General features: G+C 68.1%; 15 protein-coding genes. 8 read left to right on the top strand and 7 right to left on the bottom strand.

Features of this window, described 5'->3' with window-relative positions; translation table 11 throughout:
* Positions 1-46 precede the first annotated feature (46 nt).
* Together ACREYQ_RS17345 and ACREYQ_RS17340 are read right to left on the bottom strand one after the other, a co-directional pair.
* Positions 47-724: a response regulator gene (locus ACREYQ_RS17345; RefSeq protein WP_432258733.1), complete on the bottom strand. Its 678-nt coding sequence runs from the start codon at positions 722-724 to the stop codon at positions 47-49.
* Complete coding sequence (locus ACREYQ_RS17340) at positions 721-2,127, bottom strand: cache domain-containing protein (protein WP_432258732.1); 1,407 nt, start codon at positions 2,125-2,127, stop codon at positions 721-723. Before ACREYQ_RS17340 ends, ACREYQ_RS17345 begins: the two co-directional genes overlap by 4 nt.
* A 392-nt stretch (positions 2,128-2,519) precedes the next feature.
* Here ACREYQ_RS17340 and ACREYQ_RS17335 point away from each other — a divergent pair, with 392 nt between their 5' ends.
* The 3 genes from ACREYQ_RS17335 (at position 2,520) to ACREYQ_RS17325 (ending at position 5,478) form a co-directional block, all read left to right on the top strand.
* Positions 2,520-4,592, top strand: a complete 2,073-nt coding sequence (locus tag ACREYQ_RS17335; protein ID WP_432258731.1) for a carbon starvation CstA family protein — start codon at positions 2,520-2,522, stop codon at positions 4,590-4,592.
* Between the two features lie 13 nt (positions 4,593-4,605).
* Entirely contained in the window at positions 4,606-4,800 is a 195-nt protein-coding gene (locus ACREYQ_RS17330; RefSeq protein ID WP_012354346.1) for a YbdD/YjiX family protein, read from the top strand.
* A gap of 222 nt (positions 4,801-5,022) precedes the next feature.
* On the top strand, positions 5,023-5,478 hold the full coding sequence (locus ACREYQ_RS17325; protein ID WP_432258730.1) for a hypothetical protein: 456 nt from the start codon (positions 5,023-5,025) through the stop codon (positions 5,476-5,478).
* 282 nt (positions 5,479-5,760) lie between these two features.
* On the opposite strand, the gene ACREYQ_RS17320 is transcribed toward ACREYQ_RS17325, so the two are convergent.
* Positions 5,761-6,015, bottom strand: coding sequence for a hypothetical protein (locus ACREYQ_RS17320; RefSeq protein ID WP_432258729.1), 255 nt, complete (start codon positions 6,013-6,015; stop codon positions 5,761-5,763).
* Positions 6,016-6,216: 201 nt separating this feature from the next.
* Between ACREYQ_RS17320 and ACREYQ_RS17315 the strand changes: the two genes are divergently transcribed.
* The gene (locus ACREYQ_RS17315) at positions 6,217-7,164 is read left to right on the top strand and encodes a LysR family transcriptional regulator (protein WP_432258728.1); all 948 of its coding nucleotides are present in this window, start codon (positions 6,217-6,219) and stop codon (positions 7,162-7,164) included.
* Between the two features lie 90 nt (positions 7,165-7,254).
* On the opposite strand, the gene ACREYQ_RS17310 is transcribed toward ACREYQ_RS17315, so the two are convergent.
* From ACREYQ_RS17310 to ACREYQ_RS17295, 4 genes are all read right to left on the bottom strand, one after another.
* Positions 7,255-9,948 carry a DNA topoisomerase III gene (locus ACREYQ_RS17310; RefSeq protein WP_432258727.1) on the bottom strand — a complete coding sequence of 898 codons (2,694 nt, stop codon included), beginning with the start codon at positions 9,946-9,948 and terminating at the stop codon, positions 7,255-7,257.
* Positions 9,949-10,096: 148 nt separating this feature from the next.
* Positions 10,097-10,501: a thioredoxin family protein gene (locus tag ACREYQ_RS17305; RefSeq protein WP_432258726.1), complete on the bottom strand. Its 405-nt coding sequence runs from the start codon at positions 10,499-10,501 to the stop codon at positions 10,097-10,099.
* A gap of 86 nt (positions 10,502-10,587) precedes the next feature.
* The gene (gene dprA, locus ACREYQ_RS17300; protein WP_432258725.1) at positions 10,588-11,715 is read right to left on the bottom strand and encodes a DNA-processing protein DprA; all 1,128 of its coding nucleotides are present in this window, start codon (positions 11,713-11,715) and stop codon (positions 10,588-10,590) included.
* A gap of 58 nt (positions 11,716-11,773) precedes the next feature.
* Positions 11,774-12,955: a LysM peptidoglycan-binding domain-containing protein gene (locus ACREYQ_RS17295; RefSeq protein ID WP_432258724.1), complete on the bottom strand. Its 1,182-nt coding sequence runs from the start codon at positions 12,953-12,955 to the stop codon at positions 11,774-11,776.
* A 160-nt stretch (positions 12,956-13,115) separates the two neighbouring features.
* Between ACREYQ_RS17295 and def the strand changes: the two genes are divergently transcribed.
* The 4 genes from def to rsmB all read left to right on the top strand — a co-directional run bounded on the left by def (position 13,116) and on the right by rsmB (position 17,415).
* Positions 13,116-13,622 carry a peptide deformylase gene (gene def, locus ACREYQ_RS17290; protein WP_115213642.1) on the top strand — a complete coding sequence of 169 codons (507 nt, stop codon included), beginning with the start codon at positions 13,116-13,118 and terminating at the stop codon, positions 13,620-13,622.
* Positions 13,623-13,774: 152 nt separating this feature from the next.
* Complete coding sequence (gene fmt / locus ACREYQ_RS17285; protein WP_432258723.1) at positions 13,775-14,788, top strand: methionyl-tRNA formyltransferase; 1,014 nt, start codon at positions 13,775-13,777, stop codon at positions 14,786-14,788.
* Positions 14,789-14,976: 188 nt separating this feature from the next.
* On the top strand, positions 14,977-15,837 hold the full coding sequence (htpX, locus tag ACREYQ_RS17280) for a zinc metalloprotease HtpX (protein ID WP_432258722.1): 861 nt from the start codon (positions 14,977-14,979) through the stop codon (positions 15,835-15,837).
* A gap of 156 nt (positions 15,838-15,993) precedes the next feature.
* Complete coding sequence (rsmB, locus tag ACREYQ_RS17275; RefSeq protein ID WP_432258721.1) at positions 15,994-17,415, top strand: 16S rRNA (cytosine(967)-C(5))-methyltransferase RsmB; 1,422 nt, start codon at positions 15,994-15,996, stop codon at positions 17,413-17,415.
* The last annotated feature ends 7 nt before the right edge of the window (positions 17,416-17,422 follow it).

Below are 17,422 nucleotides of genomic sequence, written 5' to 3'. Positions count from 1 at the left end.
TGGGGCACCCCAAACCGCTCTCCTCGTTGGTATCGCGGGGCGTCCATCACCCCCCCTCGCTATCCCCCAGCGTCTGCACCGCATACTTCACCAGCCCGGCGCGCCCCTCGATCCCCAGCTTGCGCTTCAGGTTCAGCCGGTGCGTCTCCACTGTGCGCACCGACACCCCCAGCTGCGCCGCGATCTCCTTGTTGGCCAGGCCCCGCCCGATGCCGCGCAGGATGTCGCGCTCGCGCGGGGTCAGCGCATCCAGCGGGCCGGCCGCAGGGCTCTGCTCGGCCATGCCGCGGGCGATGCGGGCGCTGTAGAACACGCGCCCGGCCAGCACCGACTGGATCGCCGCCATCAGTTCGTCGGCTGGCGCGTCCTTGAGCACATAGCCGCGCGCGCCCGCTCGCACCGCCTGGCGCACGTATTCCAGGTTGTCGTGCATCGACACGATCAGCACGGCCAGCTCCGGATAGCGGTCATGCAGCGCCGCCGCCAGGGCAATGCCGCCCATGCCGCGCATGCCGATATCGGTAATGACCAGGTCGGGCAGCTCGTCGCTGCCGGCGCGGTCCAGCCACGCCAGCGCGGCTTCGCCGTCGTCGGCCTCGCCCACCACGCGCAGGCCGGGCTGCAGCGCCAGGTGCATGCGCATGCCGTCGCGCACCAGCGCGTGGTCGTCGATCAGCAATACGCGGGCGGGCACGTCGGTGGCGTCGGAAACAGACTGGGTCATGATTGCGAAGGTCCTGCCGATACGGCATCGTGCGCGATGGCCGCGGGCCTGGCCAGCGGCAGCGACGCGACGATCCGGGTGCCGCCCGTGCCGGAAATGATGTCGAACTGCCCGCACTGCGCAGCGATGCGCTCGCGCAGGTTGCGCAGGCCGATGCCGCGCTGTGGGTCCGCCTGCATGCGCGCCACGTCGAAGCCATGGCCATCGTCGCTCACGGTCAGGCGCGTGGCATCGGCATCAAAGGCCAGCGACACCGCGACGCGCCGCGCGCCGGCATGGCGCTCCACGTTGGTCAGCGCTTCCTGCGCGATGCGGAACAGCGCCGTGGCCTGCTCGTCGGGCAGCTCGCGCGGGGGGCCGCCCTGGGTCACCGTGATCGCCAATCCGCTGCCGCCCTGCATCTCGCGCGCCAGGTGCTGGAGCGCGGCGAACAGGCCCAGGTCGTCGAGCAGGGCCGGGCGCAGGTTGCGCGCCACGCGGCGCACTTCATTGAAGACGGCGTCGAGCCGGTTCAGCGCCATGCCCAGCACCGGCGCCACCGCGGCGCCTTCGGCCGGGGCCAGGCGCAGGCGGTTGGCGGCGGTTTCCAGCACCAGCTTGACCGATACCAGCAGCTGGCTGATGCCGTCGTGCAACTCGCGCGAAAGCCGGGCGCGCTCGTCTTCCTGCGACTGCACCACGCGTTGCGCCAGCTGGCGCAGCTTGGCGTCGGCCTCGCGATGCTCGCTGACATTCAGTGCCAACCCGCTGGCGGCCACCAGCAAGATGCTGATGCCGGCAATCACGCCGATCCAGGCCATGGTTTCGCGGATATCGGTCTCGGCGCGGGCGTCGAGCTGGCGCAGCGTGCTTTCCACGTCATCCAGGTAGATGCCGGTGCCCAGCATCCAGCCCCATTCGGGCACCGCCACCACATAGCCGAGCTTGGGCGCCAGCTGCTGTGACGACGGCTTTTTCCACAAGTAGCGCACCGCGCCGCCGCCGCCCTTGGCCGCGGCGATCAGCTGCTGGATGGTCAGCGCGCCCTGCGGGTCGCGCAGCGTCCACAGGTCCTGGCCGACCAGCTCGGGCTGGCGCGGGTGCATCAGGTTGCGGCCCTGCAGGTCGTACAGGAAGAAGTAGCCGTCGGGGCCGTAGTCCAGCCGCGCGAGGGCGTCCATTGCCGCCTGGCGGGTGGCGAGGTCGGTGCGGCCTGAGCGCACCAGCGGCGCGATCGCGCTCTGCGCCAGTTCCACGTAGTGGCGCAGCTCGGTTTCCTTGCTCTGGAGATAGGCCGCCTCGACCAGCGCGCGCTCGTGCCGGGCGAGCTGGGTGGCCTGGAAACGCACGGCGAATGCAATGCCGAGCATGGCCACCGCAAGGGGCGCCACGGCAAGCAACAGGATCTTCTGGCGGAGTTTCATCTGGACCGGGGGTAAACACCGACGCCGCGCAGGCGGCATGCCACCGTCGGCTTGCGTAGTACTACGCAGAAGTGCTGCGTAGTTACGCGCTTGTGCCGGGTTCGGCGGGTGTCAATACTACACGCCGGATGCGCAAGCCGCCCCAACATGGCACGCGCATCGACGCAGCTGGTGCACCGCCTACCCGGATGGCGCACCGCCTGCCTGCAAGACGAGATCCGGAAACGACGACACAACCGGGCGCGCAGCAGCATCCCCAGGAGACACCCTCACCGCCGGATTGCCCCGCTGCCTGCCCTCGGCGCACCTCCGCTGCCGATCCTGCCAGTTGCCTGTTACCAGTCCTTCGCCGCCGCAGGCTATCGATATCCCGGTCTGAGGAGACCCTTACTATGAATCGCATCGGAGAACACCTGGTGTGGCTGGCCGTCGCCGTCCTTGGCGCGTTTGCCTTCGGCACCGTCGCGCTGGCGCGCGGCGAGGCCGTCAGCGCGCTGTGGATCGTGGTTGCCGCGCTCTGCATCTACCTGATCGCCTACCGCTACTACAGCCGCTTTATCGCCGACAAGGTGATGCAGCTCGATCCCAAGCGGATGACGCCTGCCTGGCGCCACAACGACGGCCTGGACTACGTGCCGACCAACAAGGCGGTGCTGTTCGGCCACCACTTCGCCGCCATTGCCGGCGCCGGCCCGCTGGTCGGCCCCGTGCTGGCCGCGCAGATGGGCTATATGCCGGGCATGCTGTGGATCCTGGCGGGCGTGGTATTCGCCGGCGCGGTGCAGGACTTCATGGTGCTGTTCATCTCCACGCGCCGCGACGGCCGCTCGCTGGGCGACCTGGTCAAGTCCGAGATGGGCACGGTGCCGGGCATGATCGCGCTGTTCGGCTGCTTCATGATCATGATCATCATCCTGGCGGTGCTGGCGCTGATCGTGGTGAAGGCGCTGGCCGGCTCGCCGTGGGGCACCTTCACAGTGGCGGTGACGATTCCGATCGCGCTGTTCATGGGCATCTACACCCGCTACATCCGCCCGGGCCGCATCGGCGAGGTGTCGGTGATCGGCTTCGTGCTGCTGATGCTGGCCATCATCGGCGGCCAGCACGTGCATGAGAGCGCCGTGCTGGCGCCGCTGTTCACTTACGACGGCAAGGCCCTGACCTGGATGCTGATCATCTACGGCTTTATCGCCGCCGTGCTGCCGGTGTGGCTGCTGCTGGCGCCGCGCGACTACCTGTCGACCTTCCTGAAGATCGGCACCATCATCGCGCTGGCCATCGGCATCCTGATCGTCGCGCCGGAACTGAAGATGCCGGCCTTCACCCAGTTCGCCAAGGGCGGCGGCCCGGTGTGGTCGGGCAACCTGTTCCCGTTCCTCTTTATCACCATCGCCTGCGGCGCGGTGTCGGGCTTCCACGCGCTGATCTCGTCGGGCACCACGCCCAAGCTGCTGGAAAATGAATCGCACGCGCGCTTCATCGGCTACGGCGCGATGCTGGCCGAATCCTTTGTTGCCATTATGGCGCTGGTGGCCGCTTCGGTGATCGAGCCGGGCGTGTACTTCGCCATGAACAGCCCGTCCGCCGTGATCGGCACCACGCCGGACGCGGTGGCGCACGTGGTATCGACCTGGGGCTTCGTGATCACGCCCGACGTGCTGATCCAGACCGCAAAAGACGTCGGCGAGAACACCATCATCTCGCGCGCCGGCGGCGCGCCGACGCTGGCCGTGGGCATCGCCCACATCCTGCACCAGGTGGTGGGCGGCCAGGCCATGATGGCCTTCTGGTACCACTTCGCCATCCTGTTCGAGGCGCTCTTCATCCTGACCGCCGTCGACGCGGGCACCCGCGCCGGCCGCTTCATGCTGCAGGACCTGCTGGGCAGCTTCGTGCCATCGCTCAAGCGCACCGACTCGCTGCCCGCCAACCTGATCGCCACCGCACTGACCGTGGCGGCCTGGGGCTACTTCCTGTACCAGGGCGTGGTCGACCCGCTGGGCGGCATCAATACGCTGTGGCCGCTGTTCGGCATCTCCAACCAGATGCTGGCTGCCGTGGCGCTGGTGCTGGGCACCTGCGTGCTGGTCAAGATGAAGCGCGGCCAGTACGCCTGGGTCACGCTGCTGCCGACCCTCTGGCTGCTGGTCTGCACGCTGACCGCCGGCTGGCAGAAGCTGTTCGACGCCGATCCCAAGGTCAGCTTCCTGACCCATGCCGCGAAGTTCAGTGCCGCCATTGCCGAAGGCAAGGTGCTGGCCCCGGCCAAGTCGATCGCGCAGATGCAACGCATCGTCTTCAACGACTACCTGGACGCCGGCCTGTGCGCGCTGTTCATGTTCGTGGTGCTGTCGATCGTGTTCTACGGCTTCAAGACCGCGCTGCAGGCCCGCACGGCCAGCCGCCGCACCGACAGCGAAACGCCGTTCGAGCCGCTGCCGGCGGCCGCCTCGGCACAGTCCTGAAGCAGGAGCCGCCATGCTGGAACAACTGGGAACGATGGGACGCTACCTCGGGCAGTCGCTGCGGCTGATGGTCGGGCTGCCCGACTACCAGACCTATGTGGCGCACATGGAAAGCACCCACCCGGACCGCGCGCCGATGAGCTACGAGGAATTCTTCCGCGAGCGCCAGGAGGCGCGCTACGGCGGCGGGCAGGGCAAGTGCTGCTGAGCAGACTCTGATCCCAGCGTCCGCTAGCCGGATGCCGATACAAAACAGACAGGTGGCCTTAAGGTCGCCTGTCTTTTTTTTGCGATGTTGTTTTCTCACCGCGCTTTTGTTACGGCTTCCCGACCTTTCTGGGGAGGGTTACAGCGCCTTACAGGTGGTTACAGCAAGGCTGCGGCTCGTTATCTACACTTGCGACACTGTGGCAATTAAAGGAACAACTATATGTCTCGCCATTCCGTTCGCAATATGACCCTGGCCATCGCCCTGGCGGCTTCCGCGCTGCCGGCGTTCGCGAGCGATATGAACAATGCCCTGGGCGGTGCGCTCGGTGGCGTAGCCGGTGCGGCCGTTGGCGGCGCGCTGGGCGGCAGCACCGGCGCAGTAATCGGTGGCGCGGTTGGCGGCGGCGCCGGCGGCGCGGTGACGTCAAATCGCCGTGAGCGCACCGGCGCCATCATCGGCGGCGCACTGGGCGGCGGCGCGGGCACTGCGGCCGGCAACGCCATGGGCGGCCGTGCCGGCGGCCTGATCGGCGCAGGCCTCGGCGGTGGCGCCGGCGCCGCGCTGGGCGGCAATGTCTCGCGCAGCAACTCGTACGATAACGATCGCCGCTATTACGGGGGCGGTGGCTACCGGCACAAGAAGCACAAGCATCATCATCACGACTACGACGACTGAGTCGTTGCAGCGAAGCAGAAGAAACGGGCCAGTCGGCCCGTTTTTTTATTTGCTTGCTCTGGCATAATGACTCGCAAGCGGGCTATCTTCTGTCGACGCCAGAAACAAAGAAGCCCGCAACCAGTGCGGGCTTCTTCTCCAATAAAGTCGGAGAGGGCTGTGAGGCGCTCTCCCAAGGACCTGTGGAGACCAGGTTAAAGCAGGCGGGACGCCCAAGGGGAGGATACGGCCCCGGGACCGCGCGCTGCCAGGCCACTCGGGGAGGGCAGGCCCGGGCTGGCCTCAGAGGGGCGCGCGATCGGTGGTGGTGTCGTACTTGGCGCCTTCCGAGAAGGTGTCGAACTTGCCGGCGCGGGCACCGTCGGTGAAGGCATCGAACTTGCCGGCCTTGGCACCATCAGTGTACGGGTCAAACTTGCCCACCTTGGCGCCGTCGGAATACACGTCGAACTTGCCGTTCTTGGCAAAGGCCGGCGCGGCCGACAGGGCGGCGGCGAGCGTGGCGACAGCGATCAGGGCGTAACGATTGGATTTCATGATTCAGACCTTCTTTTGTTGCGTGGATGCCTGATTCGTCACTCCGAGGACGGACTATGTTGCGTTGCGGCATCCAATGGCTAGATATTAGGCATTTCCCTCATATCAATAAATATCAAGATCCACAATGATTAGTTCTGATTCGAACAATAAAATAGGCTGATTACGTAAGAATTCAGCGCAGAACCGGGAGACTGTGTCATGGATCGCCTGCAATCGATGCGTGTGTTTTCCAAGGTTGTGGAACTGGGAAGCTTCGCGCGTGCAGCGCAGCAGCTGGAAATGTCCAACGCGGTGGTGACGCGCTACGTGGCCGACCTGGAAAGCCATCTCGGCACGCGGCTGCTCAACCGCACCACCCGCAGCCTGTCGCTGACCGACGCCGGCGAGACCTACCTGCAGCGCTGCCAGCAAATCCTGGAAGACGTGGAGGAGGCTGAAAGCGTGGTCACCGCGCGCAGCCAGTCGCTGTCCGGCACGCTGCGCCTGGTGACCCCGGTGATGTTCGGCCTGCACCTGCTGCCAGAATTGCTGGCGCGCTTCCAGCAGCTGTACCCGGACGTGGTCTTCGACGTGATCCTGTCCGACCGCAACGTCGATATCGTCGAAGAAGGCCGCGACGTGGCCGTGATGCTGTCCGACCTGGGCCTGGGCTCGCACCTGGTGGCGCGCCCGCTGCTGTCGGCCGAGGTGATCCTGTGCGCCTCGCCCGGCTACGTGGCGGCGCACGCGCCGATCCGCCATGCGCACGAACTGAGCCACCACCGCTGCATCGCCATGCGCCTGCCCAGCGCCGAGCACGAATGGACGCTGCTGGGCCCGGAAGGCGAGGTGACCGTGCCGATCCGCCCCGGCCTGATGTGCAGCAATGCCGAGCTGGCGCACCAGGCGGCGCTGGCCGACATGGGCGTGGCCATGCTGTCGTCGTACCTGGCGCGGCCCAATATCGAATCGGGCAAGCTGGTGCACGTGCTGCCGCAGTACCAGCTGCCGCGGCGCGATGTCAGCGTGGTCTACCCGAGCCGCAAGTTCCTGCCGACCAAGGTGCGCGCCTTTATCGACTTCCTGCTCGAAGAAGGGCAGGTACGGGGCAAGGAAGTGCAGCCGGCGCCAGCCGCCAGCCACGGCGCGCAAACCGTGCGCACCTGAATTGCCCGCCTGAAGCCGCCTGCATGAGGGGCCGACCCAAAGCAAAACGCCCGGCGATGCCGGGCGTTTTGCCGTGAGACGCGCCGGCGCTTACTCGCCGGCGGCGGCCGCGCGCGACTTCTTGGCCGCCGTGGTCTTGGCAGGGGCCTTCTTGGCCGCCGCCTTCTTTGCCGGGGCCTTGGTGGCTGGCGCCTTGGCCGCGGTTTTGGTTGCGGTCTTGGCCGCGGTCTTGCTTGCCGGAGCCGCCTCGGACTCGGCCGCGCCGCGCGATGCCGCCGCCTTGGCCGGGGCCTTGGCTGCAGTCTTGGCGCCCGCCTTGGGTTCGCGCACCTCGAACTCGAAGCCGATCTTGCCGTCCGGCTGCTTGACCAGGAAGGCCTTGAAGTTGCGGCCGGTGCGTGACGACTTGAAGCCGGTCAGCAGGTCGGTCTTGCCTTCGTTGAGCAGCTTGCCGATCTGCTCGCGGCTGATTTCCTGCTGCAGGATGATCTTGCCCGTGGTGAAGTCGCAGCTCTTGGGGCTGGTCGTGCTGTTCTCGCAGACGTACTTCATGCCGTGCTCGAACACCGAGCCGCCGCACTTCGGGCAGGTGCCCACCGGCTCCTGGCCGCTGAAGTCGACCGGCTCGCCGTCGTTGTCGTCGTCGTTCTGGCCAAAGTCGAATTCCATCTTGAAATGGCCTTCGTCGTCCTTGCCCAGCTTCAGGATGGCGGCGAACGGACGGCCCATCTTGCTGCGGAAGCCCTGCAGCGGTCCGATTTCCTTCTTGAGCAGCAGCTCTTCGACCTCTTCGATCTCGAACTGGCGTCCGCCCGGGATCTTGCTGATCGAGAACTCGCACGCGGTGCAGGCAAAGCGGCGGTAGTTCTCCTTGACCTGCCCGCCGCACTGCGGGCAGGGCGTGTCCAGCGTGGCGTAGTCGCCCGGGATGGTGTCGCTGTCGTATTCCTTGGCGCGCTTGACGATCTGCTGCGTCATCTGCGCGATCTCGAGCATGAACTCGTCGCGCTTCAGGCGCCCGCGTTCGATCTGCGAGAGCTTGTGCTCCCACTCGCCGGTCAGCTCGGCCTGCGTCAGTTCCTGCACGCCCAGGCCGCGCAGCAGCGTCATCAGCTGGAACGCCTTGGCGGTGGGGATCAGCTCGCGGCCTTCGCGCACCAGGTACTTCTCGGTCAGCAGCCCTTCGATGATGGCCGCGCGCGTGGCCGGCGTGCCCAGGCCCTTGCCGGCCATGGCTTCACGCAGCGCATCGTCGTCCACCAGCTTGCCGGCGCCTTCCATGGCGGACAGCAGCGTGGCTTCGTTGTAGCGCGCGGGCGGCTTGGTGGTCAGGCCAACACCCTCGACCTTGTCGGTCTTGACCTTCTCGTCCTTCGCCACCGGCACCAGGTTGGCGGCATCCTTGTCGCCCTGCGCCTCGCGGCCGTAGATCACCAGCCAGCCCGGGTTGACCAGCACCTTGCCTTCGGTCTTGAAGTGGTGGCCGGCGACTTCCGTGATGCGGGTGGTGACCTGGAACTCCGCCGCCGGGAAGAACACCGCCAGGAAGCGGCGCACCACCAGGTCGTACAGCTTCTGTTCCGGCTCGGACAGGTTCTTGGGCGCCTGCAGCGTCGGGATGATGGCGAAGTGATCGCTGATCTTGCTGTTGTCGAAGATCTTCTTGTTCGGCTTGACCCAGCCCTGCGCCAGGATCTTCTTGGCGTGCGGCAGGTAGTTGGGCGAACTGTCGGCCAGCATGTCCATGGTCTGCTTGACCGTGTCCAGGTAGTCCTCGGGCAGCGCGCGCGCGTCGGTACGCGGGTAGGTCAGGACCTTGTGCTTTTCATACAGCGCCTGCGCCAGGCCCAGCGTGTTCTTGGCCGAGAAGCCGAAGCGCGAGTTGGCCTCGCGCTGCAGCGTGGTCAGGTCGAACAGCGCCGGCGACTGCTGCGTCGACGGCTTGGACTCTTCCGTGACGGTGCCCGGCTTGTCGCGGCAGGCCGCCACGATGCTCTTGGCCTCGGCCTCGCTCCACAGGCGCGACTCGCGCGCCTCGGGATCGAACTCGTTCTTCTTGAACTTGGGGTCGAACCAGCGGCCTTCATACAGGCCGGCGGCGGCGATGAACTCGGCGTGCACTTCCCAGTAGTCGCGCGGCACGAAGTGCTTGATCTTCTCTTCGCGCTCCACCACGATCGACAGCGTCGGTGTCTGCACGCGGCCCACGGTGGTCAGGAAGAAGCCGCCGCCCTTGCTGTTGAAGGCGGTCATGGCGCGCGTGCCGTTGATGCCGACCAGCCAGTCGGCCTCGGAGCGGCAGCGCGCGGCGTCGGCCAGCGGCAGCATGTCCTGGTCTTCGCGCAGGCTGGCAAAGCCGTCGCGGATGGCCTGCTGCGTCATCGACTGCAGCCACAGCCGGCGCACCGGCTGCCTGGCCTTGGCCTGTTGCGCGATCAGGCGGAAGATCAGTTCCCCCTCGCGCCCCGCGTCGCAGGCGTTGATCAGGGCGGTGACGTCCTTGCGCTTGATCAGGCGGTTCAGCACCTTCAGGCGCGACTCGGTCTTGGCGATCGGGCGCAGGTCGAAGTGCGGCGGGATCACCGGCAGGTTGGCGAAGCTCCACTTGCCGCGCTTGACCTCGTATTCGTCCGGCGCGGCGATCTCGACCAGGTGGCCAACGGCGGAGGACAGCACGAAGTCATCGCTCTCGAAATACTCGTCGTGCTTGGTAAACCCCCCGAGGGCACGGGCGATATCCGCCGCGACCGACGGTTTTTCCGCGATGATGAGGGCTTTTGACATGGGAAGGGTCCTTGCGAGCTGCATCCGGCAACCCGCTAATTGCACTGCAAACGAAGTAATCAGAACGCCGGGGGGCTATGAGGCGCCAATAATAAGCGCGGTTTCAACGGCGGTGCAAGAGAAGCCCCGCCGCCGCACGAGACGGCGCCTAGGCGCCGTCGCTCCCCCCGGCAAGCAACCAGTCCAGCACCTGCGGTATGTCTTCGGCGCTCGCCGGCATCGCCGCGCCGCGGCTCAGCATGCGTTCCAGCACCTCGATATGCGGCAGCAGGGTGCCATAGAACTGGGGAGAGCCACCCGAGGCTGGCTGCACCAGCAGCGTCGGGAAATTCTCGATATCGACATCGCCCAGCGCATCTGCATGCGTCTCGATATCGATCCAGACAAAGCAATCGTCCGGATGGCGCGCGGCCAGCGCCGTCAGCGCCACCAGGTAGTCCCGGCACGTGCCGCACCACTGCGCGCACAGGCAGGCCACCAGGCGGCCTTGCGGCCGCGCCGCCAGGCACCGGGCTATGGCGCCGGCATCACGTTCAGGAAAGTAAACGGTCATGGGTTCGGAAACATGAGGCGCCCGCGACACGCGGCTCGCGGACAGCCGGCGATTGTATAGGTATTGCGCTGCGCCCCTGCCCAGGATCAGCCAAGGCGCCGGAACAGGTTTCCCGGCAGACGCTCGGCGTGCCCGGCCAGTTCCAGTTCCAGCAGGCGCGCCGCGGCGGCTTCCGGAGGCTGGCCGCAGCGCTCGCATAACGCATCCAGCGTAACCGGATCGTAGCCGAGAGCGGCCAGCAGGGGGTCGGCGTGGCCGGCAAAGTCAGAAAGATCCGGTTGTTCCGGCGTGGCCGCGGGAACTCGCCGGGCAGCAGGGCGGGCAGGTGCCGGCAGCAGATTGATCTCTTCCAGTACATCCTCCACGCTCTCCACCAGCTTCGCGCCCTGGCTGATCAGCAGGTGGCAGCCCTTTGACAATGGCGCGTGGATCGAGCCTGGGACGGCAAACACCTCGCGCCCGAGTTCGGCCGCCAGCCTTGCCGTAATCAGCGAGCCCGAGCGCGCTGCGGCCTCCACCACCAGCACCCCGCGCGCCAGCGCCGCGATAATGCGGTTGCGGCGCGGGAAGTTGGCCGGCATGCCCGGCATGCCGAGCGGGAATTCGGTGACGATGGCGCCGCGCGCGGCCACTTCGTGCGCCAGCGCCAGGTTCTCGGCCGGGTAGACCCGGTCAGGCCCCGTACCCGTCACAGCGACCGTGCCGCCGCAACCGAGCAGGCCGCCGGCATGGGCGGCGGCATCGACGCCCAGCGCCAGGCCCGAGATCACCGCCAGGCCCGACTCGGACAGTTCGCGGCCGAACGCCTGCGCATCGCGCTTGCCCTGCTCGGTGGCGCCGCGCGCGCCGACGATGGCCACCGAAGGGCGTGACAGCAGCGCGGGATCGCCTTTGATATATAGCAGCGGCGGCGGATCGGGCAGGTCGAACAGGCGGGCGGGGTAGGCGTCGTCGGCCAGCGTGACCACATGGTTGCCGGGCGTGCCGAGCCAGGCGAGGGTGCGTTCGACCAGTGCCGGCAGCCCGGCAGCGGGCCTGGCCAGCACCGCGCGGGCGTGCTTCTTGGGCACCACCGAGGACAGCGCGGCCACGCTCTGCGCCAGGACCTGCTGCGGCAGCCCGAACGCGGCCAGCAGCAGGCGCGCCGTGGCAGGGCCGACCCCGGGCGCACAGGCGAGTTGCAGCCAGGCCTTCAGGTCGTCGGGATCGCGCATGGCGGCCTGCCGGGCAGCACCGGCACGGCAAACGGAGGCGGCGGTCGCCAAGACCGGCTCAGCGCGGCGAGGTCGCGCGGTCCCCGACGGCGATCACGTTGGAGGCGTCGGTGACCAGCGCATACGACACCCCCGGGAACACGCGGAAGACGAAGGCCAGGCCGTAGCGCTCGTCGGGCAGCCGGATGGCGCGGTTGCTGTCGGTCTTGTCCGGCACGGTCTCGCCGGTGCGCGACAGTGCCAGCACGTGGCCGGGTTCCACCCCGGCCTGGCTGCCCAGGTTGAGCACCACCACCTGCCTGGCGCCGCCGAACTCGACCCCGCCGTAGACCTTGGCGATGCGGCCGTCAAGCTGCGCATCGGGCGCGTGCGGCACGTAGCGCAGCGCTTCTCGCGCAGGTTGCGGCATCAGCAGCGTGCCCACGCCCATCTCCTGCCTGGCCCGCGTGACCTGCATCGTGGAGACCGCGTCCGGGCCCTGCGCGCCGCGCGCCAGGCGCACGTTGCCTTCATATTCGGCCTCGTAGCCGAGCACGGCATTGGTGACCGGATCGCGCACCGGGGTGACCGGCCGGTAAGCCTGCCAGTCGCCGCCCGGCGGCGCGTCGGCGGGAATGCCGCGCGCGTAGCCGGTGTCGTCGCGGCCCAGGATGACACGCGACTCGGACACGGCGACGATGCGCGCGGAGGTCGCCAGCGTGTCCTGGTCGACCACCAGCGGGCGGATCAGGAAGGGCTCGATATCAGAGGCCGCGATGCTCAGGATGGCGGCGCCGTCGGCGTCGCCGCCGCGCATCTGCGGCGACAGGCGCACCGTGCCGCTGCCGCCCGGCGTGGTCGACAGCCAGGCACGGCCGTCGCGCTGGATCAGGTACAGGATCTGTCCCGGATAGATCAGGTGCGGGTTGTGGATCTGTTGCCGGTTCATGCCCCACAGCTCGGGCCAGCGCCAGGGCTGGCGCAGGAAACTGCCCGAGATTCCCCACAGCGTGTCGCCCCTGCGCACCGTGTACTGCGACGGCGCATTGGGAGACAGGTCTGAAACGGGGATGCCCTGCTGGGCAACGCGCTGGGCTTCGGCCTGCTGTGCCGGCGTGACCGTCAGGTCCGCGGCCAGGGCCGGAAGCGTGGCCGCGGCGGTGAAGCCAGCGGCACTCAACAACGCATAGGCAAGCTTGGGGATGAACGCGTGCAGCCTGCGGCCCGACGCCGCCTGGTGTTCTTTGGTAAGATCGCGCATTTTCCTGACCAGCCGGTGGTGCGGCCGGATTGACCCGGGAGAGCGTGCCTGTTGCGGCGCGCCTTGAATTTTTGTACTTGCGCCCCGATTCTGCATGTAAACACCCGCCGCCGCAACGCGGCCCGGTTGCCGGCTGCCGCCGGCGTTGCGCCCTAGCATCATGGCAAAACTCGACATCCTGACCTACCCCGATCCCCGCCTGCACACCGTCGCCAAACCCGTTGCGGCCGTGGACGACCGCATCCGCCAGCTGGTCAAGGACATGGCTGAGACCATGTACGAAGCGCCCGGCATCGGGCTGGCCGCGACGCAGGTCAATGTGCACGAGCAGGTGGTGGTGATCGACGTCTCGGAAACGCGCGACCAGCTCCAGGTCTTTATCAACCCGGAGATCGTCTGGGCCAGCGACAACCGCAAGGTGTGGGAAGAGGGCTGCCTGTCGGTGCCCGAGGTCTACGACCGGGTCGAGCGCCCCGACCGCGTGCGCGTGCGCGCGCTCAACGAGAAGGGCGAGAGCTTCGAGCTCGACGCCGACGACCTGCTGGCGGTCTGCATCCAGCATGAGATCGATCACCTGCGCGGCAAGGTCTTTGTCGAGTACCTGTCGCCGCTCAAGCTCAACCGCATCAAGAGCAGGCTGCAGAAGCGCGAACGCACCCGCATGTAAGCGGCGTCCTGCCACAAAGATGTAACAGCCCGCCCGGAATCCCGCCGCCAGCGCGCGGCACCCGCGCGGGGTCTGTTATCTTTATGACTCCCGAAGAACAAAGGTACCGGCCGCTATAGCGGCCGGTCCTGTTTCAGGCCACGGAACCTGCCATGTCCCAAGCCAGCCCCTTGCGTGTCGCCTTTGCCGGCACGCCCGAATTTGCGCGCGTCGCACTGGAAGCCATTCACGCCGCCGGTTTTCCGGTGGTGGCCGTGCTGACCCAGCCCGACCGTCCTGCCGGCCGCGGCATGCAGCTTCAGGCCAGCCCGGTGAAGCAGTTCGCCGTCGCCAGCGGCCTTGCGCCGGTGCTGCAGCCGCGCTCGCTGCGCCGCCAGGGCAAGTACCCGGAAGAGGCCGCCGCCGCCGTTGAATCGCTTGCCGGCATCGCCCCCGATGTGATGGTGGTCGCCGCCTACGGCCTGATCCTGCCGGCCGAAGTGCTGACCCTGCCGCGCCTGGGCTGCCTGAATATCCACGGCTCGCTGCTGCCGCGCTGGCGCGGCGCGGCGCCGATCCACCGCGCCATTGAAGCGGGCGATGCCGAGACCGGCATCACGCTGATGCAGATGGACGAGGGCCTGGACACCGGCGACATGCTCACGCGCGAAGCTGTGCCGATCGGCCCGGAAGACACCACCGGCACGCTGCACGACACCCTGGCCGCGCTGGGCGCGCGCATGATCGTGGCAGCACTGCAGGAACTGGCTGCCGGCCGCGCGCTGGCCGCCACGCCGCAGCCGGCCGAAGGCGTCACCTACGCCGAGAAGATCGCCAAGGACGAGGCCCCGCTGGACCTGCGCCGCCCGGCCGCGGCGCTGGCCAGCCAGGTGCGCGCGTTCAACCCCTTCCCCGGTGCCACAGTGCAGGTCGGCGATACCGTGATCAAGTGCTGGCAGGCCGCGCCGCTGGCCGCCGCCGGCAGCCTGCCGCATCCGCCCGGCACGGTGCTGGCGGCCGACGCCGCCGGCATCCTCATCGCCTGCGGCGAGGGCAGCGCGCTGCGGGTCACCGAGCTGCAGAAGCCGGGTGGGCGCCGCCAGCCGGCGCAGCAGTTCCTGCAGGGACTGCCGCTGCCGCCGGGCACGCGCTGTGCGGTGCCTGGCAACGGCGCCAAGCAGGCATAATCGGGCAGGCCTATGCAGCACATGACGGCATAAGTGCCGGCGGAACCGCGCGGCCGGCGCGAGGCGCCGGGACACCACCCTGAAACCGTTGAACAACCGTTGAATTTTCGGGTATCCCCCCCTATCTAACGGTCAACGCGTCCGCTTTCCGCGGGGACGCTGCTCACGATTACACGGAGATCACCGCAATGTTCAACTGGGTCAAGACCTTCATGCTGATGGCGGCCATCACGGCGCTGTTCATCGTCATCGGCGGCATGATCGGCGGGCGCAGCGGCATGATGTTCGCGCTGCTGATGGCGCTGGGCATGAACTTCTTCTCCTACTGGTTCTCGGACAAGATGGTCCTGCGCATGTACAACGCGCAGGAAGTCGACGCCGGCAGCGCGCCGCAGTTCTACGGCATGGTGCAGGAACTGGCGCAGCGCGCCGGCCTGCCGATGCCGCGCGTCTACCTGATCAACGAAGACGCGCCCAACGCGTTTGCCACCGGCCGCAATCCCGAGCACGCCGCGGTGGCGGCCACCACCGGCATCCTGCGGGTGCTCTCCGAGCGCGAGCTGCGCGGCGTGATGGCGCATGAACTGGCGCATGTGCGCCACCGCGACATCCTGACCTCGACCATCGCCGCCACCATGGCCGGCGCGATCTCGGCGCTGGCCAATATGGCGATGTTCTTCGGCGGGCGCGACGAGAACGGCAACCGCACCAACCCGATCGCCAGCATCGCCGTGGCGATCCTGGCGCCGCTGGCGGCGTCGCTGATCCAGATGGCGATCTCGCGCGCGCGCGAGTTCGAAGCCGACCGCGGCGGCGCCGAGATCAGCGGCGACCCGCAGGCGCTGGCCAGCGCGCTGGACAAGATCCACCGCTACGCCCAGGGCATCCCGTTCCAGGCGGCCGAGGAACACCCGGCCACGGCGCAGATGATGATCATGAACCCGCTCTCGGGCGGCGCCATCGCCAACCTGTTTTCGACCCACCCGGCCACCGACGAGCGCATCGCGCGCCTGATGCAGATGGCCCAGACCGGCACCTATCCGGCCTGAACGGCTGGAAATCCGGGGCCAGGCCCCGGCACAAGGTAAACTGCCCGCTGTTCCGCACGGACCGGCGGGCTTTTTCTTATGAGCTTGCCAGGACCCCCTGCCGTTTCTCACGCCGATTCACCATTTTTCCGCTGCCTGATCCGCCGCCTGACCGATATGCGCCTGCCTCCCGATTCGCTTGCCTTCCAGATGCTTGGCGCCGCCACCGCGGTGCGCGCCGTCAGCGAAGGCACGGCCTTGCCCCAGGCGATCGAGGACGCCGCCGCCCAACTGCGGCTGGACCGCGTGCGCGATGCCGCCACGCGCGGCGCGCTGCAGGACATCGCCTATCGCACCATGCGCCAGTTCGGCACCGCGCGCGCGCTGGTGACCAGGCTGGTCACGCGCCCGCCGGGCGCGCAGGTCGATTCCCTGCTGGCCGTGGCGCTGGCGCTGTTGCTGGAACACGCACCGGGCCCGCGCGACCGGCAGGACCAGGACGCCGACGCCGGCCGCCCGGGCTACAGCACCTTCACGGTGGTCGACCAGGCCGTCAGCGCCGCCGCCTCCGAACCCAAGACTGCGCACGCGCGCGGGCTGGTCAACGCGGTGCTGCGCCGGTTCCTGCGCGAACGCAAGGCACTGCTGGCCGACGTCAACCGCGACGAGCAGGCACGCTGGAACCTGCCGCCATGGTGGCTGCAGATGCTGCGCGAGGCCTACCCTGACCAATGGACGGCGCTGGCCGCGAGCGCCAACGTGCGCCCGCCGATGACCGTGCGCGTGAACACCGCGCGCGTGTCGGTGCAGCAGTACCGGACCGACCTCGCCAACGCCGGCCTGGCCGGCCACGTGGTCGGCCCGCAGGCCGTGCGCCTGGTGCGCGCGGTGCCGGTGACGCAGCTGCCGGGCTTTGCCGAAGGCGTGGTGTCAGTGCAGGACGCCGGCGCGCAACTGGCCGCGCCGCTGCTCGAGGTGGCCGACGGCATGCGCGTGCTCGATGCCTGCGCCGCGCCCGGCGGCAAGACCGGGCACCTGCTGGAGCTGGCCGATATCGACGTCACCGCGGTGGAAAGCGACCCGCAGCGCGCCACCCGCATCGGCGAAAACCTGGCGCGCCTGGGCAAGCAAGCAAAGATCGTGGTCGGCGATGCCAGCCGGCCCGCCGACTGGTGGGACGGCCAGCCCTTCGACCGCATCCTGGCCGACGTGCCGTGCTCGGCCTCGGGCATCGTGCGGCGCCACCCTGATATCCGCTGGCTGCGCCGTGAGACCGATATCGCCAAGCTCATCACCGAGCAGCGCCGCATCGTCTCGCAGCTGTGGCCGCTGCTCAAGCCGGGCGGCATCCTGGTCTATGTCACCTGTTCTATTTTCCCAACGGAAGGGGAGGAGCAGGCGCGCTGGTTTGGTGCCCAGCTGGCAGATGCGATACGATTGCAGGCGCCGGGGCAGCTGCTGCCCGGCACCCATGCAATGCAAGCCGCCGGCGCAGATGGTGACAGGGACGCCCTTGCCGGCACCAGCGGCACCAGCGGCACCAGCCTGCCATCGGATCACGATGGCTTCTTCTACGCCCGCTTCCAGAAACGCGCCTGATCTGATC

Origin of the sequence: Cupriavidus sp. TMH.W2, assembly GCF_050847365.1 — a bacterium.
GTDB lineage: Bacteria > Pseudomonadota > Gammaproteobacteria > Burkholderiales > Burkholderiaceae > Cupriavidus.
Note: the sequence above shows the minus strand (reverse complement) of the source record. Positions and strands in the feature narration are given on the sequence as shown.

Excerpts from the sequence above, each read along its gene's own strand:
- ACREYQ_RS17295 (WP_432258724.1), bottom strand. The coding sequence starts at position 12,955 with ATGCGCGATCTTACCAAAGAACACCAGGCGGCGTCGGGCCGCAGGCTG.
- ACREYQ_RS17310 (WP_432258727.1), bottom strand. The coding sequence starts at position 9,948 with ATGTCAAAAGCCCTCATCATCGCGGAAAAACCGTCGGTCGCGGCGGAT.
- ACREYQ_RS17325 (WP_432258730.1), top strand. The coding sequence starts at position 5,023 with ATGTCTCGCCATTCCGTTCGCAATATGACCCTGGCCATCGCCCTGGCG.
- ACREYQ_RS17340 (WP_432258732.1), bottom strand. The coding sequence starts at position 2,127 with ATGAAACTCCGCCAGAAGATCCTGTTGCTTGCCGTGGCGCCCCTTGCG.
- ACREYQ_RS17330 (WP_012354346.1), top strand. The coding sequence starts at position 4,606 with ATGCTGGAACAACTGGGAACGATGGGACGCTACCTCGGGCAGTCGCTG.
- def (WP_115213642.1), top strand. The coding sequence starts at position 13,116 with ATGGCAAAACTCGACATCCTGACCTACCCCGATCCCCGCCTGCACACC.
- ACREYQ_RS17345 (WP_432258733.1), bottom strand. The coding sequence starts at position 724 with ATGACCCAGTCTGTTTCCGACGCCACCGACGTGCCCGCCCGCGTATTG.
- ACREYQ_RS17335 (WP_432258731.1), top strand. The coding sequence starts at position 2,520 with ATGAATCGCATCGGAGAACACCTGGTGTGGCTGGCCGTCGCCGTCCTT.
- ACREYQ_RS17320 (WP_432258729.1), bottom strand. The coding sequence starts at position 6,015 with ATGAAATCCAATCGTTACGCCCTGATCGCTGTCGCCACGCTCGCCGCC.
- htpX (WP_432258722.1), top strand. The coding sequence starts at position 14,977 with ATGTTCAACTGGGTCAAGACCTTCATGCTGATGGCGGCCATCACGGCG.
- ACREYQ_RS17315 (WP_432258728.1), top strand. The coding sequence starts at position 6,217 with ATGGATCGCCTGCAATCGATGCGTGTGTTTTCCAAGGTTGTGGAACTG.
- rsmB (WP_432258721.1), top strand. The coding sequence starts at position 15,994 with ATGCGCCTGCCTCCCGATTCGCTTGCCTTCCAGATGCTTGGCGCCGCC.
- fmt (WP_432258723.1), top strand. The coding sequence starts at position 13,775 with ATGTCCCAAGCCAGCCCCTTGCGTGTCGCCTTTGCCGGCACGCCCGAA.
- dprA (WP_432258725.1), bottom strand. The coding sequence starts at position 11,715 with ATGCGCGATCCCGACGACCTGAAGGCCTGGCTGCAACTCGCCTGTGCG.
- ACREYQ_RS17305 (WP_432258726.1), bottom strand. The coding sequence starts at position 10,501 with ATGACCGTTTACTTTCCTGAACGTGATGCCGGCGCCATAGCCCGGTGC.